We start from the raw sequence: 17,688 nt of genomic DNA, 5'->3' as shown, positions 1-17,688 counted from the left end.
CGAAACGCGAAAGAGGAGAGAACAACGGATGTTAACCATAAATCGGGAGGAAGTGGGCCGGGCCGGTCTGGAAGCGCGAATGGGCGATATCCGGGCGCTCGTACCGCTGGCCGGGATGCAGGGAAGGGGCGCGGCGGTTTGTCTGCGGGACCCGCTCGACGTGCTCGCCGCGGTCGAAGCGCTCCGCGCGGCGGACGTCTCCGTGCTGCTCATGCATGGGGACACGCCGCTCGCGACGGCATCCCAAGCCGCGGCGAACGCGGGCTGCGAGCTGCTGCTGTGGGGCTCGCTGGAAGATTCGCGGCGGATCCGGCCGACGGCGCACGATCCGGGAGCGAGCGGCGAGGAGCTTGGCTTGCATGAGCCGTCGCTGCTGCAGTACAGCTCGGGCACGACGGGCGGGCCGAAGCTCATTCGCCGCGCTTGGACGGACATCGACCGGGAGATCGAGGCTTACAACGCGGCGCTCGGCGAGGCGGCCGGATGCCGGCCGGTGGTACTGGCCCCGGTGTCCCATTCGTACGGCTTACTCTGCGGAGTGCTCGCCGCGATGCGTCGCGGGATCGTCCCGAGCGTCGTCACGAACGCGAATCCGAAATTCGCGCTCAAGGTCATCGAAGAAACGCCGGAGCACCTCGTTTACGCCGTTCCGCTGCTGTTTCACGTCATGACCGGACTCATGGCGCCGGGCAGCCGGTTCCACCGCGTCATCAGCTCGGGCGCGCCGCTGCCGGGCCCCTTGTTCGAGACGCTGCGCGAGCGTTCGGCGCACGTCATGCAGCAGTATGGATGCACGGAGGCTGGCTGCATCTCGGTCGCCCGCTCGATGCAATCGGGCTCGGATCTGGGCGAGCTGCTGGGCTATTGGCGGCTGGAAGGCGACGCGGGCCGCGCGTCCATGGCCGACCCGGCGGAGATCGTCGTCGTCCGAGAGCCGGACGGCCGCCGAATCGCGACCGGAGACTTGGGCAGCGCGCAGGACGGCCATCTGTTCTACGCCGCGCGCATGGACGACGTGATTAACGTCGGCGGTCTGAAGGTGTTTCCGCTCGAGGTGGAGGAGCGGATCGCTTCGTTCCCGGGCGTGCAGGAAGCGGTCGTCTACCGCGGCGTCCACCCCGTCATGGGCGAGACGGTGCGGGCGAAGGCCGTCTGGGCGCCGTCCGGCGCAGGCAGCCAGACGAGCGCGCAGGGGTTGGCGGACGATATCCGCGCCTGGTGCCGCGAAGGACTGCCAGCTTACAAGGTGCCGTCGGCGATCGAACTCGTCGAGGCGCTGCCGCGTACGCCGACGGGCAAGATCAGCCGCCGGTATATCGAACAGTCAGAAGGGAGAGTCCATAATGAACAACGCGCGTGAACAGCTGCGCGGCCGGTTGGCCGAACTAATGCGCGAGAAGCTGGAACTTCGGCTTCCGCAGGCGCTTGAGGATACGCTGCGTATAAACGAAGATTTGCGGATCGACTCGATCTCGTTGCTGCAGTTGATCGTCCATATCGAAGCGACGCTCGGGCTCCGGGTGCCGGAGGAGGAAGTGGACGCGAAGGCGTTCGCGACGGTCGGCTCGCTGCTCGATTTCATCGGCCGCCTTGCGCCCGCGGCCGAGGAGGCGGCGCGATCATGATCAAGGTGCACTGTCTGGTTAGCTGCTTGTGCGAGATCGTCAAGCGCCGCGGCAAGATCGATCAGCCGCCGCAAGGGTTAAGCGTCGACCACCGGCCCTATTACTTCGGCGTCTGGGATTCGGCTTTCGACGTGACGGAGCAAGGCGCGATTACGTACTATTCCGCGCGCACGAGCCATGACCATTTTATCGATTGGTACCGGAAGTTCTTCGGCGTCGCGATCACGGAATGGTACGATTACGACCGGCCGAAGGCGGATAATCTGGCGACGTTCACGGAGCTGGTGGACAATTCGGGCCCGCATCAGCACGTCATCGTCCAGATCGACATGTCGCTCATGCCCGAGCGCGAGAACAAATTCGCGCAGAAGCCGTTCCCTCACTTCCTCATGATCTACAAGACGGATAACCCCGACGAGTGGTTCATGTTCGATCCGGATTTCCGCTGGGAGGGCGTGATGCCCCGAGCGCGGGTCATGGAGGCGTTCGCGGGCAATGCCGACGGCGGCGGGTATCTCGTCGATTCCTCGCGCATCCAGCAGCCGACCCCGCAGATCATCGCCGCGCTGTACGAGGAGACGATGCGCAAGGATGCGAACGAGCTGACGGCGCGGCTGCGCGACATCGTCATCAGCATGGCGGAGGGGGCGGGCGGCCGCGACATCTCCATGCTGCTGCCGGCGGTCAAGCAGCTCAACATTATCGTCATCCGCAAATACAGCTACGACTACGCGCTCATGTTCTTCCGCGACCAACTCGGCCTGTCGGAAGAAAACTACGAGGCGTGGTGTCAGCAAATCCGGGATCTGATTCAGGTGTTTAACTCGCTTCAATATTTAGCCGTTAAATGTTCGATGACCGGCAACCGGGAGCATCTGACGCAAATCATGGCGTATCTGGATCAGGCCGACGCGATCGAATTCGAGATCAAGGCGGAGATCGACCGGCAGTACCGGCTCTGGAAAACGACGGTTTTGCGCCCGGCCGAAGAGGCAGGTACGCGATGAAGCTCTCCTTCTGCACGATTGCGTTCCGCCATCAGCTCGTCTCCTTCGAGCGTCTGGTCGAGTTCGCCTGCCGTCAGCGGTTCGACGGCATCGAGCTGTGGGGCGCGCATGCGGTCGCCTTGGCGGGCAGCGAACGCGAACGCACGAGCCGCCAGCTGGCGATCATGCACAGCCGGGGCCTGCGCGTGACGATGCTGAGCGATTACCTGGACATCGCGGACGACGCGCGCTTCGAAGCGACCGTGCGAAAGTTGCGCCAGCTGGCCCAGCTCGCCCGCTGGTACGGGACCGACCGGATCCGCACTTTCGCGGGCTCGAAGCCGAGCGCGGACGTCGCGGATGGGGAGCGGGAGGCGTACGCGGCCAGACTGCGCGCGCTTAGCGGCATCTGCGCCGATTACGGCTTGCAGCTGCTGACCGAGACGCATCCGAACACGCTATCGGATAACCTGGCGTCGACGCGGCGGCTGCTGGAGGAGGTAGAGCATCCGAACTTCGGCGTCAACCTCGATTTCCTCCATCTATGGGAGGCGGGCGACGATCCGCTGACGTCCTATGCGGCGCTCAAGCCGAAGGTCGGCCACTTTCATATGAAAAACGTCGCCGCCGCCGACCGCCTGACCGTCTTCGCGCCCGATCAGGTGTACGCGCCGAGCGGCAGCCGCGAAGGCATGGTGCCGCTCTCGCAAGGGGTCCTGGATTACGCTCCGATCTTGGCGGCGATCCGCGATTCGGACCTGTTCGCATCGCTGGAGTGGTTCGGCGGCGAGCCGTTCCGAGTGCTGGAAGAGGATCGGAACTGGATCGAAGCGTCGGGCGGCATCGAAGCCGCGCCCACCCTGTATTGGACGGCAGCCGGAGCCGGCGCGGGCGTCTAGACGGGGCTCGCGCCGGAACGGAGCGGGAACGGGGATGGGCAATCGGATGATGGCCCGCCACCGTGAAAGGTGAGCGCCGGTCACCGAGCGCAGGACGTCCGGTACCGAGCTGCAGGACGTCGAGTAAGAGCAGCAAGTACCAAACTCCAAACGCTCACCGGGCGTAGGATTCCCAAGCGGGGAGTCGCGCGTGCTGAAGGCTAGCGACAATAAGCCCCTCGGCTGCTGCCGGGGGGCCATAGAAGAAGAGCTGCTTTCCCGTATTGGACGGAGAAGCAGCTCTTTTTGCCGTTTATTTTTGCAAGCCGTAAATATCGTAAAGCTCGTCCAGCATCAGGTTGGCCGCTTTGATGCCGCCCGCCGTGTTCCAGATCGCGTCGCTAACTTTGTACGCCTGGCCGTTCTTCACGGCGCCGAGACCTTTCCAGAGCGGATCGTTCGTCCATTCGGTTTCGGTCTGGCTTGCTTTGCCGTCGCCCGTCTCGTACGTGAAGTAGAAGATTCGGGTCGCGTCGGCTTCGGGCAGACGCTCTTTCGTGATTTCGTCGACGAACGCGTCTTCTTTCGCGTTCTTCGTCATTTCGTTGCGGGCGAGCCCCAATTTGCCGAACAGCAGACCGGAGAACGTATTCGTGTGGTATACGCGAGTCTTGCCGTCCATGAAGCGGACCACGGATACCGTCTCGTTCACTTTGTCGCCGGCTTTCGTCTTGAAGTCCGCAATGCGCGTATCGAACGTCGCCAGCAGCGCGTCGCCTTCCGCCGTCTTGCCGAGCGCTTCGGCGTAGAGCTTGAAGTTATTCTGCCATTCGCCGCGCAGATCCTCGGACATGACCGTCGGCGCGATCGCCTTCAGCTGCTCGTAAACTTTCTCTTGGCGCATTTTGTTGCCGATAATCAGATCCGGCTGCAGGCCCGCGATGACTTCGAGGTTCGGCTGGCTTTCTTCGCCGACTTCGGTGACGCCTTCCATTTCGGCTTTGATGTGATCGTACCACGGGGAGCCCGTCCACGATTTCACCGCGCCGACCGGTTTGACGCCGAGCGCGAGCAGCGCTTCCGTGCCTTCGTTCGTCAGGATGACGACTTTTACCGGCGTGCCCGTGATCGGCGTCTCGCCCATCGCGTGCTTGACGATGCGCGCTTCGGAATTGCCCGCGGCTGCGTTCGTAGTTTCTTCTCCGCTAGCCGCGTTCTCGCCGCTTGCGGTCGTATTATTGGCCGCCGCGTTATTCGCGAGCGCCGCGTTCGTGCCGCCGTTGTCGTTTTTGGAACCGCAACCGGCCAGCACGACGACGAGAATAAGCGCCATGAGCGCGAAAAGAAGCGTGCGGTTGCGTTTTGGGGTGGTTACCATGGTGAAAGTCAACTCCTAGTTAGGTAGTGTGAGAATCGTTATCAGACAGTACCCTACTATAACTGGCCGTTATGCCGGTGTCAACGGAAAAATGAGAACGATTCTCAAAATCGTTGACACCCGTAAGCGCCTTCCACTACAATTCTACATGAACCTTGCGGGCTTCCTACTGTCGCACAACTCTAACTTCTATAGGTGGAAAAGCATGAATGTGATCAAAGCGGTTGGCCTCATCGGTTCCACGATCATTCTGGCATGCGCGGTCATCGCGAGCATCGCGCTCGGCGTGACGGACATTCCGCTTGGGACCGTATGGGATTCGTTCATTCATAATAACGGCGGCACGGAGCATCTGATCATCCGGACGGCCCGGGTACCGCGGGCGCTCATCGCCGCTTCCGTCGGCGCGTCGCTGGCCGTGGCCGGCGCCGTCATGCAGGTGATGACGCGCAATCCGATCGCCTCGCCCAGTACGCTCGGCGTCAACTCGGGCGCGGCGTTCTTCGTTATTCTGGCCTCGGGCTGGCTGGGGGTCTCCGGCTTGCAGGCCACGACCTGGGTCGCGCTCATCGGGGCGACCGTGAGCGGGGGGATTGTATTCTTCCTCGGGAGCATCGGCCGCGACGGCATGACGCCGGTCAAAATCACGCTCGCGGGCGCGGCGATGGCCGCCTTCTTCGCCTCGCTTACCCAAGGGCTGATGCTCTCCGACGGCCGCATGTTCGACCAGGTGCTCGTCTGGCTCGTCGGTTCGGTCGCGGGGCGCGAGCTTCCGCAGCTTCAGGCGGTATGGCCCTACATGGGCGCGGGCATGGCGATCGCGCTGCTGCTCGGACGGCATCTGAACGCGCTGGCCATGGGCGAAGACGTCGCGCGCGGACTCGGCCAGCGGATTGCCCATATTAAGCTGTCCTCGGCGGCGGCGGTCATTCTGCTGGCCGGCGCGTCGGTCGCGGTCGCGGGGCCGATCGCGTTCGTCGGCATTATCATTCCGCACATCGTCCGGTATTTGGTCGGCACGGACCATCGATGGATTCTGCCATATAGCGCCGTCCTTGGCGCGATCCTGCTGGTGGCCGCAGACCTCGGCTCGCGGTATATCGCGATGCCGAAGGAAGTGCCCGTCGGGGTCATGACTGCGATCATCGGCGTTCCGTTCTTCGTGTATATCGCCCGGAAAGGCAGACGAACTTAATCATGAGCAACCATCAATCGATACGGGCAGGCAAAATGTCCATTCTGCTGGAACGCCGAACGATCTGGGTCGGCGCGGCGCTGGCGGCGCTGGTCGCGGCGGCCATGGTCTTGAGCACGGGCATGGGCAGCCAATATATTTCCCCGGCGCGCGTTCTGAGCACGATTTTCGGCCAAGGCACGCCGATGGACGAGGTCATCATCCTGAAGCTGCGGCTGCCGCGCGTCGTCATCGCGGTGCTGGTCGGTGCTTCGCTGGCGGTGGCGGGCGCAATTCTGCAAGGCGTCATCCGCAATCCGCTCGCTTCGCCGGATGTCACGGGCGTGACGGAAGGCGCGACGTTCGGCGCGGTTCTGTTCATTTTCTTCTTCACCGACACGATGTCGATTCACTGGATGCCGGTCGCGGCGATCGCGGGGGCGTTCATCGTCAGCGGACTGCTCTATGCGCTGGCTTGGAAAAACGGCGTTTCCCCGTTGCGGCTCGTGCTGATCGGCATCGGCGTCTCGGCCGCGGTCAAGTCGGTCTCTTACATGCTCATTATCGCGGGGCCCTTGCAGCTAGCCGATCGGTCGCTGACGTTCATGACGGGCAGCATCTACGGGGCTTCGTGGGATAAAGACGTCATGACGCTGCTGCCTTGGGTGGCGGTGCTGCTGCCGCTTACGTGGCTGCAGGCGCGCAACGTGAATATTCAAGCGCTCGGCGACGACGTCGCCCGCAGCGCGGGGGCGCATGTCGAGCGGCAGCGTCTGATCCTGCTCGCGCTCAGCGTGGCGCTGGCCGGGTCGGCGGTCGCGATCGGCGGGGCGATCGGCTTCATCGGGCTCATGGCGCCGCACATGGCGCGCAAGCTGGTCGGCTCTTCGTTCGGCAGCGTGCTGCCGGTGAGCGCGCTGCTCGGCGCGTTGCTGCTGCTGGCCGCGGATTTGATCGCGCGGACGGCTTTCGTGCCGAGAGACGTGCCGGCCGGCGTGCTTACGGCGGCGATCGGCGCGCCGTTCTTCATGTATTTGCTGTACCGGAACCGGAATCGGTTCTAAGACGGAAGGGAGATGCGCGGGTGAGTACGCTTGAAGCAAGAGGGCTCGGCCTGTCATATGGCGGCGCCTATATATTCGAAGATTTGAACCTCACGCTGCCGAAGGGGGAAATCACGGTGTTCATCGGTAGCAACGGCTGCGGCAAATCGACGCTGCTTCGTTCGATGGCGCGGCTGCTGAAGCCGCAGCGCGGCTCGGTCATTCTCGAGGGCAGCGACATTGCCGCCTTGTCGACGAAAGACGTGGCGCGGAAGCTCGCGATTTTGCCGCAGGGACCGACCGCGCCGGAGGGGCTGACCGTGCTCCAGCTCGTCAAGCAGGGGCGTTATCCGTACCAAAGCTGGCTGAAGCAGTGGTCAGCCGAGGACGAGGCGGCCGTGCGGGACGCGCTGGCCGCGACCGGTATGAGCGAGCTGGCGGATCGTTCCGTCGACTCGCTCTCCGGCGGACAGCGCCAGCGCGCCTGGATCGCGATGACGCTCGCGCAGGAGACGCCGGTCATTCTGCTCGACGAGCCGACGACCTACCTGGACCTGACGCATCAGATCGAAGTTCTGGATCTCCTCTACGACATGAACGAGCGCCATCGGCATACGATCGTCATGGTGCTGCACGACATTAATCTTGCCTGCCGGTATGCCGATCATATCGTCGCGATCCGAGGAGGCAAGGTGGAGGCGCAGGGGCGTCCGGAAGACGTGGTGAATGCGGCGCTGATCGAGTCGGTGTTCCAGCTGAAATGCGAGATCATGCCCGACCCGCTGTACGGGACGCCGATGATCGTGCCTCATGCGAAAGGCCTTCTTCGCGCCGCGCGGAAGACGGACGGCGATCGGGCGTCCGGGCAGCGACCGGTCGGGGCTGCCCGCTAATAACAATGTGGGCCAAGCGGTGCCGTGCCGCCCGATTTTGCTCACCGGACGGGGAAGCGGAATACGCATGCCGAAGGACCTTGTCATAGCCAACCGATAGCGAAAGCGAAAGCCCTCCGTTACGATGACGGAGGGCTTTATTGCGTTTCGACGGGGCGGGGCGCCAGTCGCAATGCCTCGCTCTTTAAGCTCGCTCAGGCTGATGGGCGCCGGATTCTCTCGCGGCCGTTATCTTATCGGCTCAATACGGATCCCAAATCAGCTTGCTCGCTTTCTTGAACCGATCGTTCGCATACGGCCAATTGACGACGTTCCACCAGCTTTTAATGTAATCGCCGCGCTTGTTCTGATGCTTTAAGTAATAGGCATGCTCCCAGACGTCGAGCGGCAGCACCGGAACGACGTCCCATTGCGAGAGGTTCTGGTGCTTCTCGGCGGTCAGAATTTCAAGTCTGCGGCTGCGCGGACTCCAGACGAGAATGGCCCAGCCGCCGCCCTCGACCTTCTCGGCCGCTTGGCTGAACTGGTTTTTGAACGCGTCGAAGCTGCCGAAGTCGCGGGTGATCTGAGCGGCCAATTCGCCTGCAGGCTGACCGCCGCCTTTGGGCGACATTGTCGGCCAGAATAAGGTGTGCAGATAGTGCCCCGCGCCGTTAAAAGCGAGCTCGCGCTCCCAATGCTTCACGAGCGCGAAATCGCCGGTTTGCCGCGCTTGCCGGAGCTCTTTCTCGGCTTTGTTCAACCCGTCGACGTAGCTTTGATGATGCTTGTCATGGTGAATGCGCATCGTGGCCGCATCGATATGGGGCTCCAGCGCGTCGTAAGCGTAAGGGAGCGGGGGGAGCTTGTGTTCCCCGATCGGCACCGGCGCGGCAGGGGCGCGAAGCTGGCCTGCGTTATCGTCCTCCTTAGACGCTGCGCTCGGCGATGCGCCAGAAGCCCGCGCCGACGAAGCTTCGCGTTCTGCCGCCGCGGCGGATTCGGCCGAAGATGCCGGGATAGGCGGACGCGAATCCGGCTGCATCCGCGTGTCATGCGCTTCGTTCGCGGTCTCGGCGCCGGTCCCGTCGGGACGCGGCGATACCAGCGTCGCCAGCACGCACAAGAAATAGTCCGATTCCCGGATAATATGGTGCACGACCGTGACGGCGACCGGGCTGGATGCGATCGCCGCGCTTTCCTTGATCATCCGGTGGAGCTGTTCGATGAAGCGCTTGGATTGCTCGGCCGATACGCGCAGCAGCGCGTCGACCTGCTCCCGGCAGACCGGAGGCAGATGGGCCGATTGCGGCACGAGCGCCGCGAGCAGCTTGTCGGCCATCTGCGCCGTGCGCGCGAACACCGGCTCCCACGCCTGCAGCAGGGCGACGTAGGGCGGCTCCAGGTTCGGCGCGATCTCGCGGATGACGACGGTATGCTCTTCCTCCTGCGTCTTCCAGAAGCGGATTTCCTCCAGCAGCCTTAATGGCATGTACGGGCCGTAAACAAACAGCAACGGTATCGTCCTCCTCGTTATGTAGGTGGCTCGCGCCGCATGCGAAAAAGCCGCCCGGGAGAGCCGGACGGCTTAAGATGAACGTACTTGTTGCGGCGTGCCGAATGCATCCTTTAACCAGCGTATTCGGTCGTTGTCCGCGATATGACATCAGGAGGCGGATTGCGCGAGCAGCTGCTCGGCTTGCTTGGTCTTGAACGCGGCATCGACTTGGCTGAGGAACAACGCTGCGCGCCCGATGTATTCTTTGGGCCGGGTCTGGAACAGCAGCTCGTGCTTGCCGCCTTCGACGATCCACTCTCTGGAGAGCGAGTTCGACTGAGTGCCGGCGATCAGCTCGGCCGTGGCTACCGGCGCCTTGACGTCTTCGGTACCGTGCATGACGAAGATCGGCATCTCGTAGGAGGTGCTGAGCACCTGTCCCGAAGGGATATGGTTGAAGTTCGTTCCGGTGAAAAACGGCAGCATCCACTGGATGAGCGGCAGCGACGGGAATTTCGGCAGGTCCAAATACTGCCGAACGTTGCCATACAGCGCTTCCGGCGTCGGAAGGAACAAGCTGTCGAGAATCATGGCGTCGATCTGATCCGTCTGCAGAGCGGCTTGGAGCGCCGTGCCGGCGCCCATCGAGAATCCCCAGACGACGAGCTCGTCGGTGCCTTGGGAGCGGGCGTAGTTCACGGCGGCCAGCAGCTGCTGGGATTCTTCGAAGCCTCCGGTCGCCGGCGAGCGGTCAACCGAGGAGGCGTATCCGTAATCGAACATAAGGACGTTATAATGCAAACGGTGGAGGAGCGCGGCCAAATCATACATCGGCACCCAGGTTTCTTCCCGGTTCGCCCCGTAGCCATGGCTGAAAATGACGGTTCGGGTCGTTGTCTGAGCAAGGTCGGTCGAGGAAGCGCCGGCGAGCTGGGGGTCGTCCCCGGCTCCGGCCGCGGCCGGAACGAACCAGCCGTGCACGGTCGTGCGTCCGCTGGCGCTCGGGAAGGAGACGTCCTGGTACGCGAGACCTTTGGCCTCCATCGGATTGGAAGTGAGCGGCGCGACGTACGGATGGGCGATGACCCACGCGACGTAGCCGTGAAAAACAAGAACGGCGAACATCAGCATCGCGATCAGCGCGGAGCAGATCGCGATCGCCGCGTGCATGCGGCGCGAACGGGAAGCGAGCTTCCCGGACGAAGACTCGGGGGACGGAAACAAACCGGGAGTCAAACTCCCGCCGGCGGGCAGCAATGGTGCGATCGAAGTGCTCATGGAGACTCCCCCTTTACCCAATCTTGTAAGCGCTTAAACTAGTTCTGTACTCCTATCGTATGCTGGGCTGCGCAAGCCTGTCAATGTATGTCGACGTAATGTTAACGGCTTGTAACGAAGCTGAAATATTCGCGCGCGTGCTGTCATAATGCTTTACGAGAATAGTTCTCATTTGATATACTGGGCGTAACGGAGTTTCATTACGTGAAACAAAATGAAGGGTGGTGCGGCATCATGAGCGAAGAAGGCAAATCGAACGTTCGCGCCGTCGAGCGCGCATTGGATCTGCTGCTCTGTTTTACGATTCGAAGCGAGTGGGCGATGGGCGAGCTGGCCGAACAGACGGGTTTGCACAAAAGCACGGTACACCGGATGCTCGCCACGCTTGAGGATAAAGGATTCGTCTCCCGCGACCGGCTGACGGAGCGCTACCGGCTCGGCCTGCGGGTATGGGAGCTGTCCGCGAACATGCCGCAGACGGACGATCCGGGTATTATCAGCCTGCCTGAGATGGAGCGGCTGCGGGATACGCTGGGGGAGACGGTCAGTCTCTATATCCGGGACGGAGGCGAGCGGATACGCATTCAGGCGGTCCAGAGCAACCAGGCCGTGAGAAGGGTTGCTCCCGTCGGGGCCCGCTTGCCGCTGTACGTGGGCGCGTCCAGCAAAGTGCTGATCGCCTTCGAGAGTCCCGGCAAACGAGAGGAGCTATTGCGGGAATCGACATGGCCGGAATCGATCGATCGGAACCAGTTCCGTCGCATGATGTCGGAAATTCGCGCCAGCGGCTATGCGACGAGCTTCGAGGAACGGGAAGCCGGCGCCGCGGCCGTGGCCGCGCCGGTGTACAACCGGGCAGGCATCCTGATCGCCGCGCTGTCCGTATCGGGACCGTCGAACCGGCTGACGATGGACGCCATGGGCGAATACGTCCCGGCGATCATGGAGGCGGCCAGACGGATCGGCGCGCTGCTCCGCTAATGAGGATCGGATGAGAAGAACGTTCGAATCAGGGCAACCTGGTCCGGACGTTTTTTTGTTGGCATACAAGCGTTTCTAGCGAAATGCCGCATTCCCGGTCTTATGACCGTGAACGCAACCCAATCCGCTTCGACGTTTCGAGACGCGCGTCGCCGCTTCAAGACGTCGCCAGCCGTTTCACTTTGCACTCCCAGGTTAATGACAACTAATTAAGGAAACATATGGTTGCCCGTGACCGTCAAAGAATGCAAAGGGGGAGATAGGATGAGAACACGCATCGTATTATTGCCGCTGGTGCTCGCGCTTGCGCTAGTCAGCTTGACCGGGTGCGGTCCGGGAGCGACCTCGGGCGGAGCGTCGGGAGATTGGAGCATGGCTTTCGTGATATGGGAGGGCGATAAGTATAAACGAGTCGGAATTGAGGGTGAAACGATCCTCGAAGTCGGAGACAAGCTCGGAGAAGTGACGACATACAGCGATGATGAAGCGAAGCGGGTCAAACGGGGCGACGTCATCTCCAACTTTTTGCCCGAAGGCACGGGACTGTACGCCATCGACGGCATCGACCAGATGGAAGCGATCGCGGCCAAAATCGAGGCGGAGGGCCGCTATATGAAGCTGGTCAACGCCGGATCGTATCCGTACTGAGCCGGAAACGCGAGGATGAATAAACGCGCGAAGGCGGGACATTGGCAAGGCCGGCGACTACCGCAAGGATCGAAGACGGCATTCGTTAACGGCGGCCGGCTGTGCTCTCTACGAAAGCTGCCAGCCGCATTTTCAGCCGGACAGGGCATGAAATCGCCGACCAAACATGCGTTAGCACACCATTCTCGACGCTTCTTGAGGTCTGGAAATGCTTGTGCAGGCGCATGTTTTTTCTTTTTGCCCCCGTCACTTTCGTAAAAATTCGGGTATCAATCGCTAATTTCCGGCATGTTCCCGGGTTGGATACGGACGGTATACTTGGCATGCGAACGAGATCGTCTCGTTATCCGATTCGCTAAAGGAGGGGAGCGCGCGACTTCGGCAGCCGCCCGCGCAAGCGACATCACGAACGGTCAGCAAGAGCGAGGGGGCCGCGGCCAACAGCTTTCACGAAGCATCGCCATTTTCAGACCATTGGGGAGGTAACATGATGAACACCGCAAGCCAAACGGCGATGCAGCGGATGAAGAAACCGCTCATCTACGCCGTCACCGCAGCCATGCTGCTATCGATGCTGTCCTCGCTGCTCATCCGGGAAGCGCAGGCGGCACCGGGTTCTTACCTGCTATCGCAAGGCAGAACCGCTTACGCATCTTCGTCGGAGGGCGCGAACGCCGCCAATCTGGCGGTGGACGGCAATACGGCGACCCGCTGGGGCAGCACGTGGGGTACGGATCCGCAATGGATCTACATCGACCTCGGCGCGACGGCGGCGATCGACCGCGTCAAGATTCAATGGGAAGGCGCGTACGCCAAAGCGTACAACGTGCAGGTCTCGAACGACGAAATGACGTGGACCGACGTGTACGGCACGACGACGAGCGACGGCGGCGTCGACGATCTGACGTTGAGCGGCTCGGGCCGGTACGTACGCGTATACGGCACGCAGCGCGCGCTGGCGGCCTACGGCTATTCGATCCTCGAGCTTGAAGTGTACGGCACGGGGGGCGTGAACCAGCCGCCTGTCCAGTACGGCCCGAACATCGCCCTGAACAAGCCGGTGACCGTCTCCTCCTACGAGCAGTCGGGCTACCTGCCTCCGGACGCGACGCTCCCCGCCAACGCGGTGGACGGCAACACGGGCACCCGTTGGGGCTCCAATCATACGGACAACGAATGGATCAGCGTCGACCTCGGCTCGTCCCTGACGATCGGCCGCGTCGTGCTGAACTGGGAGGCGGCGGCAGGACGCGCCTTCGATCTGCAGGTGTCCGCGAACGGCACGCAGTGGACGACCGTGTACCGCGAGCTGCGCGGGGCCGGCGGCAAGCAGGACATTCCGTTGTATACGACGGGCCGTTACATTCGCATGAACGGCATCGGCCGCGCGACGACGTTCGGCTACTCGCTGCTGGAATTCGAGGCGTACGATTACGTGGCGGGTCAGCCGCAGCCGACGCATACGATTCCGCCGCTTCCGACGCCGACGAAGGTGTCGCTGGGCGCAGGCAGCTATTTGACCAACGACATCCGCATGCCGCAGCCGAAGTATCCGGAGAACAAAACGAGCGGCGTCAACGCGCCGATCGCCTCTAATGACTGGTGGCAGTCGATTCTGATCAAGCCGTTCGGCGACTACTTGATCACGCTGCCGCTGAAGTCGAAGTTCTTCCCGCAAGGACTCGGCGTCCTGAACCCGGGCGCGGGCTGGGCGAACGCCGACGGCAGCGTCGTCAGCGCGGATGGCAATCCGGACCTGTATCTGATGGCGAGCAACATCAACAGCGCCAACATGAAGCCGCGCGTCTCGGGCTACGGCGACTGGTCGGTCAACACCGTGCTGAGCGACGACGCCACGGACAAAATGAAGGTGACGCTCTCCAAAGGCTCGCCGTACGTATACAGCACGTTCAGCGATCCGAACGCGGTCGAAATTTATTCGCCGCTCATTAACCAACTGTTCAACGACGCGGGTACCGCCGTGCTTGCGACGGACGGCGCGACGCTTGCGACCGACCGTCTCGGCGTGCGGGTCGCCAACGTGGACAACCGGCCGAACGCGACCCCGCAGACGCGGTACTACGGGATTTTCGCGCCTCCGGGAACGGTATTCAAGAAGGCGGGCGCGAAGATCAAAATCCAGCTCGGAAGCGGCCAGAACTACCTGGCGATCGCGGCGCTGCCTTCGGCGGCGGATCTGAACAAGTTCTATCAGCACGCCTACGCGTTCGTGACGGACACGAAGGTGAGCTACAACTATAGTGAAGCGACCGCGCAGGTGACGACGAACTTCAACATCACGACGGAGCTGAAGCGCGCCGGTTTCTCCAACCAGACGCTGACGGCGCTCTATCCGCATCAATGGAAAATCGCGACGTCGCCGCTGACGGCCTATACGTATCCGTCGATTCGCGGCGCGCTCAAAGTGCGCGAAGGCAATGCTTTCACGACGGTCGACCGCTTCTACGGCATGGTGCCGCAGTTCACGGAGCCGACGAATCCGGAGTACAGCAAGACGAAGATGAAGGCGTATCTCCAGACGCTCGACGAAGAGACGGCGACCAACCTGATGGCGGCCGACGCCTACTGGCAGGGCAAACGGCTTCATCCGCTCGCGATGGGGGTGCTGGCGGCCAACGAGATGGGCGAGACCGCGTACCGCGACAAGTTCCTCGCGCGGATGAAGACGATCTTGACCGACTGGTACACGTACACCGAAGGCGAGCCGGACTACTTCTTCTATTACAACTCGGACTGGGGCACGACGTACTATCGCGCCAGCGAATTCGGCGCCAACGTCGGCATTACGGACCACCATTTCACGTACGGCTACTATGTATTCGCGTCCGCGGTGCTCGCGACGTTCGACGATACGTTCCGTACGCAATACGGACCGATGGTCGACAACCTGATTCGCGATTATGCGAATCCGTCGCGCACGGATGGCATGTATCCGTTCTTCCGCAGCTTCGATCCGTTCCAAGGCCACTCGTGGGCGGGCGGTTACGCGGACAACGACAGCGGCAACAACCAAGAGGCGGCCGGCGAATCGCTGTTCGGCTGGGTCGGCCAATACATGTGGAGCCTGCTGACGGGCGATCAAGCGAACCGCGACGCGTCGATCTACGGCTTCACGACCGAACTCAAGGCGATCGAACAATACTGGTTCAACTACGACGGCGACAACTGGCTTCCGCAATGGCAGCATAAGTCGGTCGGTCAAGTGTATGGTTCGTCTTACTTCTACGGCACGTTCTTCAGCGGATTGCCGGTGCACATCTACGGCATCCACTGGTTGCCGACGGCGGAGTATCTGACCAGCTACGGTCTCGATCCGGCCAAAGCGGCGGGGCTGTACGACGGCTTCGTGACCGACAACGGCGGTCCGGAGACCGAATGGCAGCATATCGTATGGCCGATCCAAGCGCTCAGCGATCCGCAAGGCGCGCTGGCCAAATGGGATGCAACGAAGCTGCAAAAGAACGAAATTTTCAACACCTACTGGTTCGTGAACAACATGGCGACGCTCGGCACGCGCACGAAAGAGGTGTACGCGACGGGCTGGAGCAGCGCAACCGTGTATAAGAAAGGCAGCGCGTATTCCGCGCTCGTCTGGAATCCGACGTCCGCGCCGGTTACGGTTACGTTCAAGAACGCGGCCGGGGCCACGACGGGCACGGCGGTCATCGCGGCGAAGTCGCTCGTCAAGGTGAACCCGATGACGAACTCGAACGCCGGCGACAACTGGACGAATCCTGGCAACGGCGGCGACAACGGGGGAGGCACGGGCGATACGACGAACATCGCGCTGGGCAAGACCGTAACCGTCTCTTCGATCGAGACGCCGTTCGCGGGCGCGAACGCGGTTGACGGCAACGCGCAGACGCGCTGGGCATCCGCAAGCGGTGCGGATCCGCAGTGGCTGGCGATCGACTTCGGCTCCCCGCAGCAAATTAGCCGCGTGAAGCTGAATTGGGAAGCGGCCTACGGGAAATCGTACAAAATCCAGATGTCCGATAACGGCACGGCGTGGACGGACATCTACAGCACGACAACCGGCGATGGCGGCATCGACGAAATTACGGCGGCGGGCACCGGGCGTTATCTGCGCGTCTACGGCACCGAGCGCGGCACGGTCTACGGCTACTCGTTGTTCGAAGCCGAGGTATATGGGAAGCCGGCCGCGGCTCAGAATTCGACGCTGCTGTCATTGAACCAAACGGCGACGGCGTCCTCCGTACAGGATGCGTTCGCAGCCGCGGCAGCGGTCGACGGCGATAACGGCACGCGTTGGGGCTCGGCAACCGGCGTCGATCCGCAGTGGATCACCGTCGATCTCGGCCAATCGCGCACGATTACGAGCGTGAAGCTGAACTGGGAGGCCGCCTATGCCAAGTCGTTCAAGCTTCAGGCGTCGGCGGACGGCACGAACTGGACGGACGTCTATAGCACGACGGCCGGCGCCGGCGGACAGCAGGATTTGACGGTGAGCGGCACGGGACGGTACGTCCGGATGTACGGCACGGAGCGGGCGACGCAGTACGGCTACTCGCTCTGGAACTTCGAAGTTTACGGGTATTAAGGTTTAGGAGAATGCGGCATGCGCGGGAAGGAGCGCGTGCCGCTTTTTTGATTGCGTTGTTGTCGGCAAAAGGTAAGGCGTGTCCGCGGGAGCGGACGAAAGCGAAGGTGAGCACGAAAGCACCATGAAGGACGAAACGAAACAGGAAACCGCCCTAAGGCAAAGCGTTGCGAACGAAGCTCGAACAAAAGCTTTGTCCCTAGGACAACGCGGGTTCATCGCGAAAGAACACATTGAAGACGGCCGCTTAACGAGTCACGCTAATTAGCAGAGTCCAGAGGGTGCTAACCTTCTGGTTCCCCTCGGCGGAGGGGGACAATGCTGTCAGGTTAAGGAAAAACGTCCGAAGAAGCGAACTAGGGCCTATAGTTGACAGGCTTAAGTCTTATAACGGACTTCAAAACCTACTGAAGCTTTGTCCGTCAGGACAAAAGCGTGCCCCGCTCAAGCCTTCCCGCCGACCGCGAATAAACATGTCAGCACGAAATAGGGAGTCCAGAGGGCAAAGCCCTTTGGAGCCTCCTCGGCGGAGGAGGTGGGAGGAGGGAGCAACAAAAGTCGGGTCAAAAGGGCGGAGCCCTCTTAACCTGGCAGCATTGGGCGAGGGGGCTTGGGGGCGGAAAAAGAGAGGGATCTAAAGGGCGAAGCCCGTTTATTCTTCGGCAGAAGCGGTCGTCCACGCGGTACCGATTGGTTCACGTTGACAATCAGTCACGTTCATACTACACTCTGTAGTACGAGGTGT

General features: G+C 62.0%; 13 protein-coding genes. 10 read left to right on the top strand and 3 right to left on the bottom strand.

All coding sequences use genetic code 11. The annotated features are described in order from the left end of the window. Positions 1–28 precede the first annotated feature (28 nt). Genes BCM02_RS26630 through BCM02_RS26615 form a run of 4 tightly spaced genes read left to right on the top strand, consistent with a single transcriptional unit; the run spans position 29 to position 3,510 of the window. On the top strand, positions 29–1,360 hold the full coding sequence (locus BCM02_RS26630) for an AMP-binding protein (protein ID WP_246183572.1): 1,332 nt from the start codon (positions 29–31) through the stop codon (positions 1,358–1,360). After that, entirely contained in the window at positions 1,344–1,625 is a 282-nt protein-coding gene (locus tag BCM02_RS26625) for a phosphopantetheine-binding protein (RefSeq protein ID WP_148932178.1), read from the top strand. The genes BCM02_RS26630 and BCM02_RS26625 overlap by 17 nt, the downstream gene beginning before the upstream one ends. Beyond that, entirely contained in the window at positions 1,622–2,632 is a 1,011-nt protein-coding gene (locus BCM02_RS26620) for a DUF6005 family protein (RefSeq protein WP_148932177.1), read from the top strand. The genes BCM02_RS26625 and BCM02_RS26620 overlap by 4 nt, the downstream gene beginning before the upstream one ends. Continuing rightward, positions 2,629–3,510, top strand: coding sequence for a sugar phosphate isomerase/epimerase family protein (locus BCM02_RS26615; protein ID WP_148932176.1), 882 nt, complete (start codon positions 2,629–2,631; stop codon positions 3,508–3,510). Before BCM02_RS26620 ends, BCM02_RS26615 begins: the two co-directional genes overlap by 4 nt. Positions 3,511–3,802: 292 nt before the next feature. Here BCM02_RS26615 and BCM02_RS26610 read toward each other — a convergent pair whose 3' ends face one another. After that, positions 3,803–4,867, bottom strand: coding sequence for an ABC transporter substrate-binding protein (locus BCM02_RS26610; protein ID WP_148932175.1), 1,065 nt, complete (start codon positions 4,865–4,867; stop codon positions 3,803–3,805). Between the two features lie 205 nt (positions 4,868–5,072). Between BCM02_RS26610 and BCM02_RS26605 the strand changes: the two genes are divergently transcribed. From BCM02_RS26605 to BCM02_RS26595, 3 genes are read left to right on the top strand one after another with little or no spacing between them, the layout of a single operon-like run. Continuing rightward, a complete protein-coding gene (locus BCM02_RS26605; RefSeq protein ID WP_425466207.1) occupies positions 5,073–6,062 on the top strand; it encodes a FecCD family ABC transporter permease in 990 nt (329 codons plus the stop codon). A gap of 2 nt (positions 6,063–6,064) precedes the next feature. After that, positions 6,065–7,105: a FecCD family ABC transporter permease gene (locus BCM02_RS26600; protein ID WP_148932174.1), complete on the top strand. Its 1,041-nt coding sequence runs from the start codon at positions 6,065–6,067 to the stop codon at positions 7,103–7,105. Between the two features lie 20 nt (positions 7,106–7,125). After that, positions 7,126–7,977 (top strand): ABC transporter ATP-binding protein, encoded by an 852-nt coding sequence (locus BCM02_RS26595; RefSeq protein WP_148932173.1) that lies wholly within the window; start codon positions 7,126–7,128, stop codon positions 7,975–7,977. Positions 7,978–8,218: 241 nt separating this feature from the next. On the opposite strand, the gene BCM02_RS26590 is transcribed toward BCM02_RS26595, so the two are convergent. Next, complete coding sequence (locus tag BCM02_RS26590; protein ID WP_148932172.1) at positions 8,219–9,472, bottom strand: Fe-Mn family superoxide dismutase; 1,254 nt, start codon at positions 9,470–9,472, stop codon at positions 8,219–8,221. A gap of 150 nt (positions 9,473–9,622) precedes the next feature. After that, entirely contained in the window at positions 9,623–10,732 is a 1,110-nt protein-coding gene (locus BCM02_RS26585) for an alpha/beta hydrolase (RefSeq protein WP_148932171.1), read from the bottom strand. Between the two features lie 234 nt (positions 10,733–10,966). Here BCM02_RS26585 and BCM02_RS26580 point away from each other — a divergent pair, with 234 nt between their 5' ends. The 3 genes from BCM02_RS26580 to BCM02_RS26570 all read left to right on the top strand — a co-directional run bounded on the left by BCM02_RS26580 (position 10,967) and on the right by BCM02_RS26570 (position 16,943). After that, a complete protein-coding gene (locus BCM02_RS26580) occupies positions 10,967–11,713 on the top strand; it encodes an IclR family transcriptional regulator (protein ID WP_148932377.1) in 747 nt (248 codons plus the stop codon). A gap of 264 nt (positions 11,714–11,977) precedes the next feature. Next, positions 11,978–12,361 carry a hypothetical protein gene (locus BCM02_RS26575; protein WP_148932170.1) on the top strand — a complete coding sequence of 128 codons (384 nt, stop codon included), beginning with the start codon at positions 11,978–11,980 and terminating at the stop codon, positions 12,359–12,361. Positions 12,362–12,848: 487 nt separating this feature from the next. Next, on the top strand, positions 12,849–16,943 hold the full coding sequence (locus BCM02_RS26570) for a galactose-binding domain-containing protein (RefSeq protein ID WP_246183571.1): 4,095 nt from the start codon (positions 12,849–12,851) through the stop codon (positions 16,941–16,943). Positions 16,944–17,688: the final 745 nt, after the last annotated feature.

Origin of the sequence: Paenibacillus methanolicus (assembly GCF_008124765.1) — a bacterium.
Lineage (GTDB): Bacteria > Bacillota > Bacilli > Paenibacillales > Paenibacillaceae > Paenibacillus_Z > Paenibacillus_Z methanolicus.
Note: the sequence above shows the minus strand (reverse complement) of the source record. Positions and strands in the feature narration are given on the sequence as shown.

Excerpts from the sequence above, each read along its gene's own strand:
- BCM02_RS26630 (WP_246183572.1), top strand. The coding sequence starts at position 29 with ATGTTAACCATAAATCGGGAGGAAGTGGGCCGGGCCGGTCTGGAAGCG.
- BCM02_RS26625 (WP_148932178.1), top strand. The coding sequence starts at position 1,344 with ATGAACAACGCGCGTGAACAGCTGCGCGGCCGGTTGGCCGAACTAATG.
- BCM02_RS26620 (WP_148932177.1), top strand. The coding sequence starts at position 1,622 with ATGATCAAGGTGCACTGTCTGGTTAGCTGCTTGTGCGAGATCGTCAAG.
- BCM02_RS26615 (WP_148932176.1), top strand. The coding sequence starts at position 2,629 with ATGAAGCTCTCCTTCTGCACGATTGCGTTCCGCCATCAGCTCGTCTCC.
- BCM02_RS26610 (WP_148932175.1), bottom strand. The coding sequence starts at position 4,867 with ATGGTAACCACCCCAAAACGCAACCGCACGCTTCTTTTCGCGCTCATG.
- BCM02_RS26605 (WP_425466207.1), top strand. The coding sequence starts at position 5,073 with ATGAATGTGATCAAAGCGGTTGGCCTCATCGGTTCCACGATCATTCTG.
- BCM02_RS26600 (WP_148932174.1), top strand. The coding sequence starts at position 6,065 with ATGAGCAACCATCAATCGATACGGGCAGGCAAAATGTCCATTCTGCTG.
- BCM02_RS26585 (WP_148932171.1), bottom strand. The coding sequence starts at position 10,732 with ATGAGCACTTCGATCGCACCATTGCTGCCCGCCGGCGGGAGTTTGACT.
- BCM02_RS26580 (WP_148932377.1), top strand. The coding sequence starts at position 10,967 with ATGAGCGAAGAAGGCAAATCGAACGTTCGCGCCGTCGAGCGCGCATTG.
- BCM02_RS26575 (WP_148932170.1), top strand. The coding sequence starts at position 11,978 with ATGAGAACACGCATCGTATTATTGCCGCTGGTGCTCGCGCTTGCGCTA.
- BCM02_RS26570 (WP_246183571.1), top strand. The coding sequence starts at position 12,849 with ATGATGAACACCGCAAGCCAAACGGCGATGCAGCGGATGAAGAAACCG.